Origin of the sequence: Vibrio metoecus (genome assembly GCF_009665255.1) — a bacterium.
Taxonomy (GTDB): Bacteria; Pseudomonadota; Gammaproteobacteria; order Enterobacterales; family Vibrionaceae; genus Vibrio; species Vibrio metoecus_B.
In genome coordinates, this window is the sequence record NZ_CP035687.1 from 199,668 (window position 1) to 218,017 (window position 18,350).

Annotated in this window: 19 protein-coding genes; 6 read left to right on the top strand and 13 right to left on the bottom strand. The window is 47.9% G+C overall.

Going from position 1 to position 18,350, the window contains the following annotated elements:
- Positions 1 to 3 precede the first annotated feature (3 nt).
- Positions 4 to 834 carry a 3-mercaptopyruvate sulfurtransferase gene (sseA, locus tag EPB59_RS14470; protein ID WP_154173455.1) on the top strand — a complete coding sequence of 277 codons (831 nt, stop codon included), beginning with the start codon at positions 4 to 6 and terminating at the stop codon, positions 832 to 834.
- A 195-nt stretch (positions 835 to 1,029) separates the two neighbouring features.
- Here sseA and EPB59_RS14475 read toward each other — a convergent pair whose 3' ends face one another.
- The gene (locus tag EPB59_RS14475) at positions 1,030 to 2,325 is read right to left on the bottom strand and encodes a glycoside hydrolase family 18 protein (RefSeq protein WP_154173457.1); all 1,296 of its coding nucleotides are present in this window, start codon (positions 2,323 to 2,325) and stop codon (positions 1,030 to 1,032) included.
- 123 nt (positions 2,326 to 2,448) lie between these two features.
- Positions 2,449 to 3,441, bottom strand: a complete 993-nt coding sequence (locus EPB59_RS14480; protein WP_055049896.1) for a sugar-binding transcriptional regulator — start codon at positions 3,439 to 3,441, stop codon at positions 2,449 to 2,451.
- A 616-nt stretch (positions 3,442 to 4,057) separates the two neighbouring features.
- Between EPB59_RS14480 and tal the strand changes: the two genes are divergently transcribed.
- The 3 genes from tal to EPB59_RS14495 all read left to right on the top strand — a co-directional run bounded on the left by tal (position 4,058) and on the right by EPB59_RS14495 (position 7,799).
- Complete coding sequence (gene tal / locus EPB59_RS14485) at positions 4,058 to 5,008, top strand: transaldolase (RefSeq protein WP_000066344.1); 951 nt, start codon at positions 4,058 to 4,060, stop codon at positions 5,006 to 5,008.
- 96 nt (positions 5,009 to 5,104) lie between these two features.
- The gene (gene tkt / locus EPB59_RS14490) at positions 5,105 to 7,099 is read left to right on the top strand and encodes a transketolase (RefSeq protein ID WP_195707161.1); all 1,995 of its coding nucleotides are present in this window, start codon (positions 5,105 to 5,107) and stop codon (positions 7,097 to 7,099) included.
- Positions 7,100 to 7,286: 187 nt separating this feature from the next.
- Positions 7,287 to 7,799 carry an RNA methyltransferase gene (locus EPB59_RS14495; RefSeq protein ID WP_033928005.1) on the top strand — a complete coding sequence of 171 codons (513 nt, stop codon included), beginning with the start codon at positions 7,287 to 7,289 and terminating at the stop codon, positions 7,797 to 7,799.
- Between the two features lie 466 nt (positions 7,800 to 8,265).
- Here EPB59_RS14495 and EPB59_RS14500 read toward each other — a convergent pair whose 3' ends face one another.
- From EPB59_RS14500 to EPB59_RS14535, 9 genes are all read right to left on the bottom strand, one after another.
- A complete protein-coding gene (locus EPB59_RS14500) occupies positions 8,266 to 9,954 on the bottom strand; it encodes an AAA family ATPase (protein ID WP_241666249.1) in 1,689 nt (562 codons plus the stop codon).
- Between the two features lie 8 nt (positions 9,955 to 9,962).
- Complete coding sequence (locus EPB59_RS18675; RefSeq protein WP_241666250.1) at positions 9,963 to 10,457, bottom strand: AAA family ATPase; 495 nt, start codon at positions 10,455 to 10,457, stop codon at positions 9,963 to 9,965.
- Positions 10,458 to 10,610: 153 nt separating this feature from the next.
- Complete coding sequence (locus tag EPB59_RS14505; protein ID WP_154173461.1) at positions 10,611 to 11,651, bottom strand: AbrB family transcriptional regulator; 1,041 nt, start codon at positions 11,649 to 11,651, stop codon at positions 10,611 to 10,613.
- A gap of 12 nt (positions 11,652 to 11,663) precedes the next feature.
- Positions 11,664 to 12,635, bottom strand: coding sequence for a D-2-hydroxyacid dehydrogenase family protein (locus tag EPB59_RS14510; protein WP_154173463.1), 972 nt, complete (start codon positions 12,633 to 12,635; stop codon positions 11,664 to 11,666).
- Positions 12,636 to 12,671: 36 nt separating this feature from the next.
- Entirely contained in the window at positions 12,672 to 13,361 is a 690-nt protein-coding gene (locus EPB59_RS14515) for a DUF4336 domain-containing protein (protein ID WP_154173465.1), read from the bottom strand.
- A 34-nt stretch (positions 13,362 to 13,395) separates the two neighbouring features.
- Positions 13,396 to 13,917, bottom strand: coding sequence for a GNAT family N-acetyltransferase (locus tag EPB59_RS14520; protein ID WP_154173468.1), 522 nt, complete (start codon positions 13,915 to 13,917; stop codon positions 13,396 to 13,398).
- A 9-nt stretch (positions 13,918 to 13,926) separates the two neighbouring features.
- Complete coding sequence (locus tag EPB59_RS14525; RefSeq protein ID WP_154173469.1) at positions 13,927 to 14,472, bottom strand: isochorismatase family protein; 546 nt, start codon at positions 14,470 to 14,472, stop codon at positions 13,927 to 13,929.
- Between the two features lie 141 nt (positions 14,473 to 14,613).
- Complete coding sequence (locus EPB59_RS14530; RefSeq protein ID WP_154173471.1) at positions 14,614 to 15,051, bottom strand: NUDIX hydrolase; 438 nt, start codon at positions 15,049 to 15,051, stop codon at positions 14,614 to 14,616.
- Between the two features lie 29 nt (positions 15,052 to 15,080).
- Positions 15,081 to 15,431 carry a GlpM family protein gene (locus EPB59_RS14535; RefSeq protein ID WP_154173473.1) on the bottom strand — a complete coding sequence of 117 codons (351 nt, stop codon included), beginning with the start codon at positions 15,429 to 15,431 and terminating at the stop codon, positions 15,081 to 15,083.
- Positions 15,432 to 15,622: 191 nt separating this feature from the next.
- On the opposite strand from EPB59_RS14535, the gene EPB59_RS14540 reads away from it, so the two are divergent.
- Positions 15,623 to 16,348, top strand: a complete 726-nt coding sequence (locus EPB59_RS14540) for a tRNA (adenine(22)-N(1))-methyltransferase (RefSeq protein WP_154173475.1) — start codon at positions 15,623 to 15,625, stop codon at positions 16,346 to 16,348.
- Between the two features lie 9 nt (positions 16,349 to 16,357).
- Positions 16,358 to 17,299 (top strand): LysR family transcriptional regulator, encoded by a 942-nt coding sequence (locus EPB59_RS14545; protein ID WP_053055830.1) that lies wholly within the window; start codon positions 16,358 to 16,360, stop codon positions 17,297 to 17,299.
- Here EPB59_RS14545 and EPB59_RS14550 read toward each other — a convergent pair.
- Both EPB59_RS14550 and EPB59_RS14555 read right to left on the bottom strand, forming a co-directional pair.
- Positions 17,296 to 17,586, bottom strand: coding sequence for a putative quinol monooxygenase (locus tag EPB59_RS14550; protein ID WP_000581562.1), 291 nt, complete (start codon positions 17,584 to 17,586; stop codon positions 17,296 to 17,298). The two genes, EPB59_RS14545 and EPB59_RS14550, sit on opposite strands and share 4 nt — an antisense overlap.
- A 3-nt stretch (positions 17,587 to 17,589) precedes the next feature.
- Positions 17,590 to 18,243: an oxygen-insensitive NAD(P)H-dependent nitroreductase NfsB gene (locus tag EPB59_RS14555; RefSeq protein WP_055049908.1), complete on the bottom strand. Its 654-nt coding sequence runs from the start codon at positions 18,241 to 18,243 to the stop codon at positions 17,590 to 17,592.
- Positions 18,244 to 18,350 lie beyond the last annotated feature (107 nt).

An 18,350-nucleotide genomic window follows, 5' to 3' on the forward strand; every position in this document is an offset into this window, starting at 1 on the left:
ACAATGACTTCCCCACTCGTCACGGCGCAATGGCTGCAACAACATCTGCACGACCCTAACTTGGTGCTACTCGATAGCAGTATAGAATTTCAAATTCCGACCGAGTCTGAAAAAGATTGGGTCAACAAGATCCCTAATGCGCAGCGCTTTGATTACGACAAAGTCTTTTGCGACCCTGATTCGCCCTTGCCGCACATGATGCCTTCTGAGGGGCGCTTTAATACTCTCGCTCGCGAACTGGGTATCAACCAAGATTCCTTTATTGTGGTGTACGACAACAGCGGCACGTTTGCCTCTCCCCGAGCATGGTGGATGTTCAAAGCCATGGGACACCACAAGGTGTATATCCTCAATGGCGGATTGACCGAATGGAAGGCTCAGGGTTACAACGTCACTCAAAACTATCGTGAACCCACAACAAAAGGGAACTTTGACGGCAAACTCAACCCACAAGCCTTTGTTGATGCGAGTTATGTTCTCAAACAGATCGATAATCCACATAGCCAAACCATTGATGCTCGCGGATTAGCGCGCTTTTTCGGTGAAGTGCCAGAACCTCGCCCCGGCGTGCGCAGTGGGCATATTCCAGGCTCATCCTGCTTGCCTTTTGCAGAACTCATCACTGGTCACAAGCTAAAAGAGCAAGCCGAGCTACGCCCGCTACTGACTCATATGTTGCCCGACACCGCCCAAGAATATCTGTTTAGCTGTGGCTCAGGCGTGACCGCATGTATTGTGCTGCTCGCGGCGTATGTGTGCGGCTACAAAAACCTCTCTGTTTACGATGGTTCGTGGACGGAATGGGGACAACGGCAAGATCTGCCGATTGAGTAATGTCTAAACATACAAACATTAGAAATAATATACCCAAACTACTTGGAGTTGCAGGTAGGCGGCAAGTGAGTGACTCCCCATGAGCATAGACAAACTATGTGATTGGGGTGAGTGAACGCAGCCAACACCGCTGCAGCTTTAAGTAGGAAGGAGATAAAGGCCACTGAAGTGGCCTTTATCTTGTGTCGAGCAAGATTATTTGATCGATTCAAACATGGTTTGAGTCAGCTTACCGGAAGGATCGCCAGAGAGTTCCCACGTGAAAATACCACCGAGCTTTTGCTCTTTCGCCCATTTGGCTTTCGCGGCTACCGAGCGTTCATCTTCAAAACTGATGAAGACTTTTTCCTCTGGGTTCCACAAATACGGTGCGTGTGAGGCTTCGTCATAATGGTATTGATAGCCTTGCTGCGCCGTATAGTTCTTCATCAAATCCCAATACATGAAGTAACCATTTTCAGTCGTACCAAACTGCGCTCCCTGCTCGGAGCTTAGCTCCGCAGTGGGCAAACCACCGTCATAATCTTTGGTGCCTTGCCAGCCACGACCGTAATAAGCCGCACCGATCACCAATTTTTCACGTGGAATGCCGAGCTCGACCATCTGATTGATAAACACATCCGAGCCCATTCCCCACCAACTACGTTCGGTGGCGTGCAAATTGGTGACATGACCCGTTTGTGGCCCCCATCCGCCAAGGTAATCGTAGGTCATGGCAAACATGTTGGTTAAATACGGTGCAGCGGCTGGCCAGTCAATTTGCGCCGCTTTTGCACCAACACCGACCGCAGTGGAAAGTTCATATTCGCGCTGTTTAGTTTTGCCTAACGCATCCAATTCCGCACGCAGAGTTTTCACTAAGTGGGTGAATGCGGCTTTTTCTGCGGCCATTTGCTCATCGCTAAGCTTGGTTTCCGGGTTCCAAGGTGAGGTGGTTAAGCCGCCACCACCGGGGTATTCCCAATCGAGATCCACACCATCAAAGAAATCGTACTGCGCGATCAACTGAGCCGCCGTTTTGGCAAACTGCTCGATCGATTTAGGATCTTTCGCCATTGCGTGGAATGGCTCTGACATGGTCCAGCCACCTAAGGAAGGCAAGATTTTCAGTTGTGGATGATCCACTTTCAACTGTGCTAACTGAGCAAAGTGGCCTTTGTAGGGCACCTTCACTTTGACTGCGCCGAAGTCTTTCTCCAACGCCGCTTCCGTATCCACCACAATGGCGGTGAAATCTGGTTTGCCTTTACACTGCTCGGCGACCAGTTTTTGCACCGTTTCATTCGCGCCTTTGTGCGGGCCACACATGCTCAAAAACGCGTAGATCACATGAGTCAGGTTCTCGGCTGGAATATCTTTTACAACGTAGGGATTGGCTGAATTGGCGTATTGCCAATCAGCAAAATAACCCGCTACTACAGGTTGATTAGCGAGCACCGCATGGCTGCACAATGCAGTAAATAATGCGGTAGCAATGACTGTTTTTTTCATATTTAGAGCCTCCGTTTCACTGCATCCAATACAACAAATTTACGTAGACTTGACTAAAAAACATGCAGAGCATGCGAGCCAGCATTAAAAACCGGCTCGCTTTTTCACCAATTTCACTCTGTATTATGAGCTTAATGCCGTTTGCATCTGCTCATCTAAGTTGAGTACCGTTAAAGCGTTACTCACGCTCGTTGCGATCACATCAATCGCGCCTGTCCGTAGTGCCCCTAATAATGCGAGAGGTTTACTGTTTTCTGCAGCAATCGCGATCACTTCGGCAATTGGGCGGAACTCATCAATTCCCAAACCAATCACGCGGTCATTCATCACGGTATTGGCGATACGTCCATGCACATCAAAAAAATCATGCCCGGCGAAATCCCCGACCACACCTTGATTCAGGCGTGATTGCACCACCTCTTCCGGCGTAAACCAGCCCAGATCGACCATGTAGCTGTTTTCACTCATATCGCCAATCCCGACCAGTGCGATATCCGCTTTACGGGCAAGATCGAGGGTTTGCTTCACCGTGCTGTTCTGCATGAATACCCGTTTCTGCTCTGGGTTTTCTGCGTAAGCTGGCGCATACAAGGTTTCCGAGCTGCCGCCGTATTTTTTCGCTAACTGACGACAAATATGGTCAGCATTAAACATACCGCCGCGTGGGTGAATGCCGCCGATGCTGCACACAAATTTGCAATCTCGCGGTGTGATCACCCCAACATGATGTGCCACGGCCGACACATTACGCCCCTGCCCAACGGTCACCACCATGCCGTTTTTTAGCGTGCTGGTGAGATAGTTGGATACCAAGCCCGCAACTTGTTGGCGCTGCGCTTCATCATTGGGTTGATCGAGGGCAATCAAGGCGCGGCGCACGCCAAAACGCTCGATCAAGCGCTGCTCGATTTTGGCGCTAAACACCGGATGATATTTGACGGTAATTTCTACTATCCCTTCATCACGGGCTTGTTTGAGTAAACGACCCACTTTGGCTCGCGAAATAGCGTACTTTTTGGAAATCTCTTCCTGTGTTGCGCCATCTTGATAGTAAGAGACGGCGATTTCAGTCAGCAGATCGGTACTTTCAACCGAAATCTCTGGAATTTGACTCATAGTGCTATCCTTTCTGTGGCAGCGGCTTTTTATCCGTCCCACGAAACATGGTTTATAAACCAGCGTTGCGTTCTAAATACAGTTCGTGTTCAAAACAAGAATGCGCGCTATGTTACTCGCCTTTGGAGGGTGAGCAAATGATCTTGGTCATAACATTTTCTCACTCAAGATAGGAAACCAAGATCGAGGCACTTCCGTTCACCTCAAATTTGAGCAAACGATTTAATGGCAGCAAGGGCTGCGAAGGCGAAAAAAAACTCCGCTCAACGCGTCATAAACCGGGTTGTTGAATTGACTTTCCCGACAGATAGGATAAATATGGCTCCATCATTTACTCAGCGAACGAGCAAATGTTCAGAGCAAAAGTTCGGGCGCTGAAAATTTTGCATTTACTGACTCGCACTCTCTAAATCTACCCAAACTACTTGGAGTTGCAGGTAGGCGGCAAGTGAGTTCATCCCCATGAGCATAGATGCACTATGTGATTGGGGTGAACGAACGTAGCCAACACCGCTGCAGCTTCAAGTAGGAAGGGGATAAAGTGATTGAGTCATTCAACTGCTTGCCCTATCTGACCCTCATCGGCAGATAAGCCCAACGAAATAGGACGATCGAAATGAGCAATAAATTAGCGCAACTTCGTAAACTGACCACAGTCGTGGCCGACACTGGTGAAATTGATGCGATCAAAAAATACCAGCCAGAAGACGCAACCACTAACCCTTCTCTGATTCTTAAAGCTGCGCAGATTGCTGAATACGCACCTCTAATTGATCAAGCTATCGCCTACGCAAAAACTCAAAGCAACGACAAAGCACAACAAGTACAAGACACTTGTGACATGCTGGCGGTCAACATCGGTAAAGAAATCCTAAAAACCATTCCGGGTCGTATTTCGACTGAAGTTGACGCGCGTCTTTCTTACGACACCGAGCGCAGCGTAGCGAAAGCACGTCAGCTAGTAAAAATGTACAACGATGCGGGCATCAGCAACGATCGTATCCTGATCAAACTGGCTTCTACTTGGGAAGGTATCCGCGCGGCGGAAATTCTTGAGAAAGAAGGCATCAACTGTAACCTGACTCTGCTGTTCTCTTTCGCACAAGCGCGTGCGTGTGCTGAAGCAGGCGTGTTCCTGATCTCTCCATTCGTTGGCCGTATCATGGACTGGTACAAAGCTAAAGAAGGTCGTGATTTCGCGGCAAACGAAGATCCAGGCGTACTGTCAGTCACCAAGATCTACAACTACTACAAAGAGCACGGCTACAAAACGGTCGTGATGGGCGCAAGCTTCCGTAACATCGGCGAGATCCTAGAACTGGCTGGCTGTGACCGCCTGACTATCGCACCTTCGCTACTGGCTGAGCTTGAAGCGGCTGAAGGCGAATTGGTTGCGAAACTGGTTGACTCAAAAGGCTCTAAAGCTCGCCCTGCTCCAATGACGCACAGCGAATTCCTGTGGGAACACAACCTAGACGCTATGGCCGTTGAAAAACTGGCTGAAGGCATCCGTAACTTCGCGGTTGACCAAGGCAAACTGGAAGCAATGATCGCGGCTAAGCTGTAATCCTGATTTTGAAGCGAGCTCCGGCTCGCTTCTTTCTGCTTTTTATTTTTGTTGAACGCACTCCGTTCAACCTCCTTTATTAAAATGAGTAACACTATGAATCGCAAACAACTTGCCAATGCTATTCGTGCCCTGAGCATGGACGGCGTTCAAAAAGCTAACTCTGGCCACCCGGGAGCCCCAATGGGCATGGCGGATATCGCAGAAGTGCTGTGGCGTTCACACTTAAACCACAACCCACAAAACCCAAACTGGGCTGACCGCGACCGTTTCGTACTGTCTAATGGCCACGGCTCTATGCTGATTTACTCGCTGCTACACCTGAGCGGCTATGAGCTGTCGATTGACGATTTGAAAAACTTCCGTCAACTGCACTCTAAAACGCCGGGTCACCCAGAGTACGGTTATGCACCGGGCATCGAAACTACTACGGGCCCACTAGGCCAAGGCATCACCAATGCCGTAGGTATGGCGATTGCTGAAAAAGCTCTGGCGGCGCAGTTCAACAAACCGGGTCACGACATCGTTGACCACTTCACTTATGTGTTCATGGGTGACGGCTGTTTGATGGAAGGTATCTCGCACGAAGCCTGTTCACTGGCGGGTACGCTGGGCCTTGGCAAACTGATTGCGTTCTGGGATGACAACGGCATCTCTATCGACGGTCACGTGGAAGGCTGGTTCTCAGACGACACACCAAAACGTTTTGAAGCCTACGGCTGGCATGTGATCCCAGCGGTTGATGGTCACGATGCAGATGCGATTAACGCTGCGATTGAAGCGGCGAAAGCAGAAACGTCTCGCCCAACGCTGATTTGTACCAAAACCATCATCGGTTTCGGCTCACCAAACAAAGCGGGTTCACACGACTGTCACGGCGCGCCTCTGGGCAACGATGAAATCAAAGCCGCGCGTGAATTCTTGGGTTGGGAACACGCTCCGTTTGAAATCCCAGCGGACATCTACGCAGCGTGGGATGCCAAAGCCGCAGGCGCAAGCAAAGAAGCCGCTTGGGATGAGAAATTCGCCGCTTACGCGAAAGCTTACCCAGCCGAAGCTGCTGAATACAAACGCCGCGTAGCGGGCGAGCTGCCAGCGAATTGGGAAGCCGCAACCAGCGAGATTATCGCTAACCTGCAAGCTAACCCTGCCAACATCGCATCGCGTAAAGCATCACAAAATGCGCTGGAAGCGTTCGGCAAACTGCTGCCAGAATTTATGGGTGGTTCTGCTGACTTGGCGCCTTCTAACCTCACCATGTGGTCTGGCTCTAAGTCACTGACAGCAGAAGACTTTTCAGGCAACTACATCCACTACGGTGTGCGTGAGTTTGGTATGACCGCCATCATCAACGGTATCGCGCTGCACGGCGGTTTTGTCCCTTACGGTGCAACCTTCCTGATGTTCATGGAATACGCGCGTAACGCGATGCGTATGGCAGCACTGATGAAAGTGCAAAACATCCAAGTGTACACGCACGACTCGATTGGTCTGGGTGAAGATGGCCCAACTCACCAACCGGTTGAGCAAATCGCTTCTCTGCGTATGACACCAAACATGAGCACATGGCGCCCATGTGACCAAGTGGAATCGGCAGTCGCATGGAAACTGGCGATTGAGCGTAAAGATGCGCCATCTGCGCTGATTTTCTCGCGTCAAAACCTTGCTCAGCAACCACGCAGCGCAGAGCAAGTGGCGAACATCGCTAAGGGTGGTTACATCCTGAAAGATTGTGCAGGTCAACCTGAACTGATCCTGATTGCGACAGGCTCTGAAGTAGAACTGGCGGTTGCCGCTTACGAACAACTGAGCGCCGAAGGCAAAGCGGTTCGCGTGGTCTCTATGCCATCGACCGACGCATTTGATAAGCAAGATGCCGCTTACCGCGAAGCCGTTCTGCCAGCCGCTGTGACTAAGCGTATCGCGATTGAAGCGGGCATTGCCGACTTCTGGTACAAGTACGTCGGCTTTGGCGGTCGCATCATCGGTATGACCAGCTTCGGCGAATCAGCACCAGCCGGTGAGCTGTTCAAACTATTTGGTTTCACGACTGAAAACGTAGTGAAACAAGCCAAAGAACTGTTGGCGTAATTAAAAGCGATTCATTTCTTTGTTACGCAAAGAAAAATCGATGATAAAAAATCCCGCTGCGGCGGGATTTTTGTTTTCACTAAAGCAAGCCGGACGATCAACTGGCTTTTCTCTCGTGTTAGAGCGACAATCGCGCCATTCGTGAGCCAAGCTCAAACCAAAGCAACACAGAAGTAGAATCACCGCAATGACCACCTCTTCCACCGTAATTATTGGATTGCACAACCCGAAAAGCCCAACCAACGTCGGCGCCGTGATGCGTGCCGCTGGCTGCTACAACGCCACCCAAGTGCGTTACAACGGTACGCGTTATGCTCGCGCCGTAAAATTTCAGACCGATACTCAAAATAGCCATGAACGTATTGGATTAGTCGAGATGGACGATCTCACCGCGGAATTGGATAGTGAAGTCAAAATCGTCTGTGTCGAGCTGGCGGTAGGTGCAACCGCGTTGCCTCACTTTACCCATCCAGAACAAGCGATTTATCTGTTTGGCCCCGAAGATGGTTCGCTGCCGCAAGAGGTGGTCGATCAAGCGCATCATGTGGTTTACGTGCCCACCCACGGCTGTATGAACCTCGCCGCCACCGTCAATGTTGTGCTGTATGACCGTTTAGCCAAAAGCCTCGGTGAGATTGACGATCAAGCACAAGTAATCGCCAATCGTGATAATAAAAATCGGTTGAAGGTGAAAAGCTAAACCGCGTTCACTCTTTACGTTAGCGATAACGAAAATGCTTCATGCCACTCCCCCTTTTAGGGGGAGGACGGGAGGGAGTATTTCACGCCAGCCTTACTCAACTGAGTGCAACTTTTAGGTCAGCGATAACTAAAATACCCCACCCTACCCCTCCCCTAGAAGGGGAGGGAACTGGATTTGTGGTCATTTGGATTTTGTGGCTGATTGTGAATGTATAACTCGTTTATGGACAGAAACGATTTAGAACAGATATTCTAAACCGTTTGACTCGGATAAATTCAGTTAGGGAAAGCGAAGTAGATGACTTTGTTGCTCAAGAAGGGGCATTTTGAGCCAGCGATGTTCGGCTGGTTCAATGTAGGAAATATACGTGTTGGTTAGTGTAGCAACTTAAGCACTAGCTGAAGTACCCAAGTTCGCCCTCTTTTCACGGAAACATCACCAGTACGAGTGGCATTTGCTAGCGTTAGGTTCTAATTCTGGACATTTTTTCATAGTGTTCAGGATAGCCTGTCTGTTCAAAAACCAATCTAAAGCCCTCTTTAAAATCGTGGTAATCAAACTCCTTAAAATCGAAGATATTCTGACCTAATGAGTGCGATTCGCGATTGATGTAACGTACAAATGACTGAAATCTTGGATTCTTCAATTCAGGTTTTTGAACCACATTACTTAGATCGGCTTTCTGCACGAAGTTAAAGAAATATTCAATAATATTTCTCATACAGTTAGCAATTAAAGCCGGTGGTTGTTTATCATCATTAATTACCGACCAATATGATTGGTAGTCATTTTGCACTTCTTCATATTTCATTGTGTTTATTGAACTACCGTTTTCGTTCTTCGACAGACGGTATAAATTTTGATTTTCTTTCCTTCTATTATGATTCGCATCAGCAAGTTCATAGAAAAAGTATAAACTATGAGTTAAGACAAATACTTGTTCAATGTCTTCTGAATTAAAAAAATCACTCTTGATTAATTGGCCTATGTTATAGACAAATATGTGTGACAAGCTTGATACTGGATCGTCAATAATAGCGACTTTTTTCACTTGTCCTTCTGTCGCGCTCCGCTTCCCTTTGAATAACTCTCTAAAATACAAGAAGCTGATAATCATCTTTTCACCTTCACTTAATGATGAAAAGATTTTCGAGTTAGAGTCAGTACGAACTAAACGATACAAGTCATCTTCATACTTCTCTATGTAGAAGCCTGTTATGCCAATATCCGTCAAACCTTGGTTAATACTGACTATAGCATCATCAATATTTACAGTTGATTTTTGATGCTCAGCCCTTTCAACGTCCTTTGCTTCTTCTAGATCTACTTTTGTAGCTTCCTCTTTAGTTTTTTCAGCGATGACTTTGTTAGCATCTTTTTGAACATCATTGAAATTGCTGATTGTTTGGTCATATTCGTATCGTAATATTCGCCAAAACTCAGCCTTAATTTTGGTTAATTCATTTGCGGAATTATCGATCTTAGCATTATGTTCACTTATAAGTTTATTAATAGACTCAACAACAAGGTTAAATGCTTCAACAGATTCAGAAACATCGGTCAAAATGACTTGTAGACTAGGATTTGAAACTTTTTGCTGGATTAGCTTAAGATTAGCTTCTGCATCTCTAGATAGTTTAGCGTAATGTTCATTTAATTGAGCTATATAGTCTGTAGAGAATTGAGTTGCTTTATAATCGTCTAGGCTTGGAATACTCTCAACTATTGTGCTGTAACGAGCCTGAATTGCTTTAACTTCATTCACGCTGTTTTGGTATGACTCGTCAAAATAGCCACGAATTTGTTCGGCTAGATGTTCTGTAATCGTCTCTGATTGACAGAAAGGACACTGAGAACCCTCGATGTGATCGAGATATTTAAGACCTTCACTTACCCAGTCAGAGTTTTTAAGTTTCCCGATAAGTTTTGCAACTGGACTGTCTTCGCTACCTACAATGATTTCATTTAACGAAGCTAAGTCATCAGCAGATAAATCAAACATGCCTAGCTTACTAAGAACAGAGTGTTTAATTGCAGTATCACCATCTATAGCATTTGCTTCTTCTTTGAGATCTGCAATTGTTTTAGATGGTTTAGATGCGGGTAGGGGTATAGAGCAAAGATGGTTGAAAAGTGGCTCTTTACCGCCCATTTTGCCTTTCAGACAAAATTCAAGTACTCGATCCCCACCTGCATAGTTGGTTTTGATTTCCCAAATTTTCTTCTGCGCCTTCTCCTTTGCGTCATTAATCTTAGAATCTTAGAACGTTGTTCACCAATTTCTTTTTGGATCTGCTGCTTATCTTTAGCAATTTTCTCCAACTCAAGAGTAATTGCCTCTACCTTCTCTTTCGCTTCTTTATTTTCCTTAGATAGGCTAAAAATACCGTTAAGAGTATCTTTTGCATAGAAGTTATCTTGGATGAATTTTTGGTTGTAAACGAGAACCGTATCACCAGTTCCACGGTGAGAGCACTGCTGATATTTTGTACTCTCGGGATTATAAAAATAGTTTGAAAAAGTACTTTTTCCTGACCCGTTCAGTCCATAAATTATATTGACTTTTTTGTTAGTTTTTAGCTCATTTTTTGACCTGTAGCTTGCTACATTTTCTAGTACAATATCAGTTATCACTAGTTTTCCCCAATAAATCATAATGTTCCGTAGACTCTACTGACACATTACATTGATTAGAAAATGTTGGTCAAATAACTGATTGACGAATTGAGATATAAAATTAGACTAACAAGATTTGGGGCACTTCTGAGCTAACCCCATCCACTAGCTAGCTCTTACTCAAGAATCCCATCACCTTCCCCTCAACTCCTCTAACTGCTTTTTCAGCATGGCGGGCAGCGAGTAGAGCAACAACAGGCGCAGAGCGTGGTTAATCATCACAAACGCGGGCTCCATTCCGAGCAGTAAGGCGACGGCGGTCATGGCTTCTACACTGCCGGGAACCCAAGAAAGCAGCAGCACGACCCATGATTTATCGATCAAAATAGAAAAGACACCGGAGACACCCACCGCGACCAAAAGGCCAATCATGGTGACCATTACCCCTGCGCGGGAATATGCCATGGCTTCGCGCAGTGTGGTATCGGCAATTCGTGAGCCGATCAAAATGCCGAGTAAAGCGGTGGCGAATATCACCATCCATTTCGGCAGTTGCATATCAATGCCGGTGGCAAAGCCATTAAAGCTGGCGGTGATAAGCAACGCAGCCAACATATAAGGTGCAGGAATGCCGAGTAAGGTGGAAGCTTTACCCAGTAGCAAACTCATCAGCACCAGACCCAATAAAATAAGCCAAGCGTAAACGGTCAAATTGCCGTCTACGGATGCGCTATCCGGCGCGCTGTTGGAGATCAACAGTGCCAACAAAGTGAGGATCATCAGGCGTACAGAATGGGAATAAACCACTTTGGTGGAAGGTTTTTCGCTTGATTCGCTGATCACCAAAATCGCGGCCATGGCACCCGGTACGGCACCGAGTAGAGATTCAAACGGCGTCCACCCCTCTTTTTTGGTTAGCCACAAATAGCTACTGATGATTTGCAGCGTTAAACAGCACACCAACCCCACGATCACCGGCAAGGTTAAGGTGGTACCTAGCTCACTCAAACTGATGGTCGCACCGACACTGATCCCAAGCACGACTTGCACAAACAGCAGCAGCCACGGCGGGGTATGAATAGTTAGCCAACGCTTCTTGTGCAGCACAATAACCAAACCCGAGGCAATAAACATTTCAGAAAGTGGGATGGAGAGTAGAGTCCCCACTCCCGCAGCCACTGCGGCGATAACAATAATTTGGATAAAGAGAGTAAAAGAAGCTCTTTCGGACATGCTGTGTTTCCTTTAGGCCTTATCGCTCAGTGACGCTTTCGCGGCCGAGTGAGCAAACTTGACCACATTCTCAAACGCAGCCTGAAAGTAGATCTCGTAGCTGTTTTTTTCCACATAACCGAGATGCGGCGCGCACAGCACATTGGGCAAACTCAGCAGCGGCTCATTGTTGGGTAACGCGGGCTCGTTTTCGTACACATCGACCGCGGCTTGGCGCATTGGGTTAGCCTGCATCACTGAGTAGAGTGCGCCCGATTCCACTAACTCCGATCGGCTGGTATTCACAAACAGCGAATCGGGTTTCATTGCGAGCAGATCTTGTTTGGTGACAATGCCACGCGTGGCGTCATTCAAACGTAAATGGAGTGAAAGTACATCGGCTTTAGCAAAAAACTCGGCTTTATCGGCAGCGGCTTGATAGCCCAACTCAAGCGCTTTTTGTCGTGAGGCTTCACTACCCCACACCAAGATTTGCATACCAAACACTTGGCCAAATTGGGCAATTCGCTGGCCGATTTTGCCTAAACCCCAAATACCTAAAGTGCGACCAGAGAGGGTTCGACCTAACCCTAATCCGCCATTTTGTTGCCAATGACCTGCGTGTAACTGCTCAATATAACTTGGCAAATGGCGCGAAGCAGCAAGGATTAAACCCCAGCACAGCTCCGCTGGGGCAACGGGAGAACCGATGCCTTCTAACACGGTCACGCCATAACGCTCACACAGTGCCACATCAATATGGTTGCTGACTTTTCCGGTCTGGCTGATGAGTTTTAAATTCGGCAGATGAGCCAGAAGATTTTCAGTGATTGGGGTGCGCTCGCGGATCAGCACCAAAGCCTCAAAAGGTTTGAGGCGCTCAATCAATACGGTTTCATCGCTCAGGCTGTCATTGAATACCGTAACATCATGCCCTTGTATGCATTGGAAGGCGTTTAGACCAATAACCACATTTTGGTAATCATCCAGAATCGCGATTTTCATTGTTTTTTTCTCTTCCTTGCTGTGATTTGCCCTGTTTTAAATCTTCAACCAACGGAATGAATGACGCAGAAATTCAACCGCCTGCTCTTTTATCCATTCACCATGCGCTAGGACAATTTGCGTTGGTTCCCAACTTAGCATGGTGGACATATGGCGACTGGTTTCAGCTTTGTTGAAATAGAAAGTGAGTCGCCAATCGAGTGGAGTTTGTCCGTTTGGAGCCATAACGCCTGCCCAACGAGCAATTCGTTGTCGCCAACCCGTAATCGCCGAGGGCGAAAAGTTTTCAATCAGATCGGTCAGAATCAAGGTGTGTGACAGAGGGTGAAAGAAAACGCTCTCTTGCATAACTTTCGAGCCAGTAAAGAGCAGATAAGCAATTTCATCTCCCCAAGGAGCTGCAAAATCCGAAGTTAACAAACCATCAAAATGAAGATCTGGCCGTTTTTTTGCCACTTCTTGTGTGCCAAAGGCTTGAGCTTGCGGAAAGGAATCTTGCCAATCTTTGATAAACAGATGATGCAAATGATTTGGAGCGATCAGATAAGCGATATCTCCCAAGGAATCGACTTCCGCTTTTAAAGTTTCCGTCAGTCGAATCGGGCTGTGTACCCATAACCGCCCATCATTCAGCTTAATAATGGTCATTCGTGTGGTGTACGGCATATTGAAAAATGGCACTGCCTCACCATCAAAAATCCAAATTCGCTCGCCGATCAATTGCATCCGGTCTCTCCTTATTGAGTGGTGAATGCTTCGCTCATTCTTTTAAATCAATCCAGTAACGTGCCAGCAAATTAGGGTAAAAATCCCCAGAGATGATGCTTTCCAACACTCCGCCATTGCGCTCAATAACAAGGCGTGAACCGCGGTTATCTTCATCGGCTACCAGCAGCACGCGTTTTAATCCCAAGCGTTTGGCCTCAATCAGCCCCAAGCGCAGCATCTCTGTGCCAATGCCCTGCTTACGTGCACTCGGCGTGACATCGTAACCAATGTGCCCCGCTTCTTGGGTGAGAAATGGCGTATCAATGTGGTGGCGTAAGCGAAGCGCACCTAAGATTTTCCCTTGCTCATCCTGATACCAAAAGTGGCTGCATGGCACATAGCCACAAGGCAGATTTTGACCGTGGGCGTTGTCATCCAGTAGTTGCACGTAGTCGGCAAAGTTTTCATTGCCTTGGCGGTAAAAATCACAGTTGATCGGATCGTTGCGCTGAAAATCTTGGAAAAATTCGGCAAAAGCCGTTTCATCCTGCAGAGTTAATCTGGTTAACGGCATAGTTTCTCCTTAACGTTTTGGCTGTTCAGCCAACAAGGATTGGGTAGTAATTGCAGTAATCGGCACACCAAAGCTCGACGTATGGCTGAGCGCATAAGTGTGATGGTGTCGGATCAGCTCTCCGCTTGCATAAGGGGTATCGTGTGTGGTGTGCCCATCGCTCACGATCTGAATGGAAAAGCCTTTACCCGCCGCGCTGCGAATGGTGGTATCCACACAAAAGTCAGAGGCGTAACCGGTCACGATTAAATGTTCGATGGCATTTTCTTCTAGCAACGCCGCCAATTCGGTACGCAGGAAAGAATCGGGGGTGGTTTTGCGAATGAAATGATCACTCACTGCGACGTTAAGTTGATGCTCAAGTTGCCAATCGGCGCTATCCGCTTCCAATCCAGGTTCTTGATGCTGAATAAACACCACGGGAAGCGAGTGTTGACGCGCCCAATGAGTCAGCAGATTGATATTACTGACCACCTCATCGGCGGCGTACGGTCTGGGCTTTGGAGCAAACAAACCCTGTTGTACATCAATCACTAAGAGTGCGGTTTTCTTCATATTTTCTTCCTTGAAAAGCTTATTGGCGCTAACCAGATATAGTGGATTAACCGCTTACCGCCTGTACTTACCTTAACAACGTGCCAGACAATTTGGGCGGCTGACTTGCCAAAATAGTGATCCCCCGCCGAAAGATTCGTTTTACGCTTTCAGTACGCCGCTTTGATAAAGGCGTTGGAACTCTTGAATCGCGATTTTATCGGCAACAGTTTCCACTGCATTTGGTGTCATTGGCGTCCAAAAAACTTCGTCAGCTTCATGGCAGACGATCTCACCTTGCCATTGATCCACCACGTAATAGTGCAGCAGTTGCAGCTCAAATTCTGTCGGATGATAGAGCGAGCAGAGATAAGCTCTACTTGTCGCTTCCACACCTAACTCCTCTTGCACTTCACGCTGCAACGCTTGTGCTTGGTTTTCTCCCGCTTCGATATGCCCACCGGGGATCGCGATGATATTCGGATCGCTCACTTTGGTTGCTGAGCGACGTTCAAGCAGACAAGAGCCCTCTTTGATCAGCAAAAAAGAGACACATTCGGCAATCGGCAGTTTTGCACTTGACCTGTTTTCTACAGGCATAATTTTCTCCTTAAATCCATTTCCAAGAATTAGGTCATACTCGGGTGTAACCGCGTCCAACCCACCAGCAAGAGTGCCGCGAACACCAGCCAAACCAAGGTGGCACAAACCAGAGTGCCAGTTAGGCTCAGGCGGTAGCTAAAGTAGTACACCGCCAGCAGATACGCCGCATACGGGATCAGCGAATACAGCCCAAACAGCGCGGTGGTACGCAAATCTTCCATCGTGCGTTCAGTGCCAACAATGTAATGGGCGATTAAGGCAAAAGTGGGAAACAGAGGCACAAGGCCAGAAATGAAAAAGCTTTTGGTTTTGGATAACAGGGCAATGATCAACACCGCAAGTGCTCCGAGCAAGCACTTGAAAAACAGAGCCGCCATGACATTTCCTTTTGTCAGAACAGGTTACAGGCAATCACTATAAATCACTCTCCCGTTAAGAAGAACAACTCATTGACTGGTTTGTTATTTTCTCTGCAACATTTTTCCGAACCTGAGTAAAATGGCCGCCTCAGTTTTGATTCGGCGGCCGATAGCGGCGGCTTCTTTTAGTTACGGCATGTAGGTACGGCATGAAATTAGGAAAACGGCTGACTCAATTAGTCCAACACGTAAAGCGCGACTACGACCATATTTGGGATTGCTGCTGCGACCACGGCTTACTCGGTGCGGCGTTACTCAAGCAGCACCCAAACAGCACAGTGCATTTTGTCGATATCGTCCCTTCTTTGATTGAGAAGGTAACGCTCGATTTAACCCGCTATTTTCCTGCCGCGACCGACTCACCGCGTTGGCGCACTTACTGCCTTGATGTGCGCGATTTACCACTCGAAGCCAACGCCGGATCGCATCTCGTCATCATCGCCGGAGTGGGCGGCGATTTGATGACGGAATTTATTGCCGAGCTTGCCAAGCGCCATCCGGCAACACCTCTTGACCTGCTGCTCTGCCCTGTTCATCACACCTATACCTTGCGCGAGCAATTAATCGCGCTGAATGCGGAGCTGAAAAGCGAGCGTTTAGTGGAAGAGAATCAGCGCATTTATGAGCTACTGCATGTGCAGATCAATCCCAGTTCAAGTGCTCCCTATCACCCTATCTCTTTGGTCGGTGAATTGCTTTGGCAAACGAACGGCGCAGATCAACAGCAGATCGCGCAGCGTTACTTACAGCAGTTGCAGCAGCACTATCAGCGTAAAGCACAAGGCGGTGATGCGGGCGCAGAGCAGCGTTGGCAAGCGTATCAGGCCGTGGAGATCCTTCAATCGATGGATACCACTCTAAAACTCGCTCAATAGGCTAGAAAGATGAAAGCACTTAATGATTTGAATTTGTTTGTCGAAACGGCGCGCCAAGGCAGTTTTTCTAAAGCGGCCAATAGCTTATCACTCACAACCGCCGCCGTGAGCGCTGCGATCCGCCGCTTGGAAGAGCAAGTGCAATTTCCGCTGTTTGTGCGCTCAACGCGACATATTCGTTTAACTCATGAGGGTGAAATCTTTCTTGCCAAAACCCAAACCGCGCTGGCCACCTTGCAAGAGGGTTTAGATCAGATCGCCTGTGCGCGTGGCCAGTTGGCTGGCCAACTGCACATCAGCGCGCCTTCCGATTTAGGGCGCAATTTGCTGCTCGACTGGATTGATGAATTTATCGCGCTGCACCCGAATGTCACGGTGAAACTGGATCTCTCCGACCGTCTGACGGATATGTACGCCAATCCGGTCGATATCGCGATTCGTTATGGTCAGCCCGCCGATTCCAATTTGGTCGCCATGTTGTTATGCGATTCTAACGAGCGCGTATTGTGTGCTTCGCCAGAGTATTTGGCCGCTCACCCACCCATTCTACATCCTGATGATTTACAGCATCACAACTGTCTGTGCTTTATGCTGGCCGATACGCTACACAACAAGTGGATTTTGAGCCGTAATGGCGAAACGCACAGTGTGGTGGTGCAAGGCAACCCAGCGTGTAATGACGGCGAAGTGGTACACAGATTGGCGGTAAAAGGCAAAGGCATTGCCAATAAATCGTTGATGGATATCAGTCAGGACATTATTGATGGGCGACTAGTACGAATTTTGCCGGAATGGGAAAGCGGCCCAGTACCCATTTATTTGGTGTGCGCTGACCGTCGTTTGATCACTCCAACCATTCGCGCTTTTCAGGAGTTCATTCGTGAAAAAGGCTGCCAACAACGACGTGCGGTGCTGACAGCCATTCAAGAGCGAGAGCAAATTCCTCGTTAGCCAACAAACGTCAGTGGGCGTAACTGCAGGTATTCCAACATCTCGCGCTCACCGATCTTTTGCTGAAAATGCTGGAAATGGGCGCTCTGTTGGTGCTTTTGCAAGCTCTCTTCCGAGCACCAAATTTCCTGCATTAAAAACAGCCCCTCAATCGAGTTGTCACGATACAGCTCATATTGGCAACACCCCTCTTCATTGCGACTAGGCTCAAGGAGCGCTTCAAGCAGCGCTTGCACTTGCTGCGCTGAATCGGGGAAGGCTTTGATTTCTGCGAGTAAATGGATCATAACTTACAGCTCGGTAAAGACCGCTTCCGCAGGCCAACGTGATTTAGGCAGTTTGGCGTTGAAGTCGTCTTCACTGTGGAAACCTAGTGGCACAATCACCACACTGTTGAAGCCTTTTTCGGTTAAGCCAAACTCTTCGTTCAGCACTTGAGCATCAAAACCTTCAATCGGCACGGCATCAATGCCCATTGCCGAAGCGCCGAGCAGCAGTGTACCCACGTTCAGGTAAACTTGTTTTTGAATCCAATGTTGTACGTCATTCAGCGTTTCACGATGCAGCCCTACAAAGTAGCTACGCGCACCATGCATGCCAGTTTTGGCTTCTTCATTCGCAAAACGGCCATCTTTGTCTTCGTTTTCGAGTAGAGACAGCAGGTAAGCCTCATCCATATCGGTTCTCGCGCAGAACACCATTACGTGTGACGCATCCAAAATTTTACGCTCATTGAATGAGAACTGGCCTTGCGCCGCTTTCGCAATGCGTGCTTTGCCTTCATCGCTACCAGCCAGAATAAAATGCCAAGGCTGAGAGTTCACGCTAGAGGCACTCATGCGCACTAGCTCTTTAATATCCGCAACTTGCTGTTCAGACAGCTTGCGACTAGCGTCAAACGCTTTGGTGGAATAGCGAGACTGCGACGCTTGTACAATATTCATGTTTCACTCCTAAGGATGATGTCTTTCGAGATGACGCTAAGATATCTGACTGACTCGAAACAAGAAACCACCCTCTGCTTAATTCATTTTCAAAAATTATTTGATAA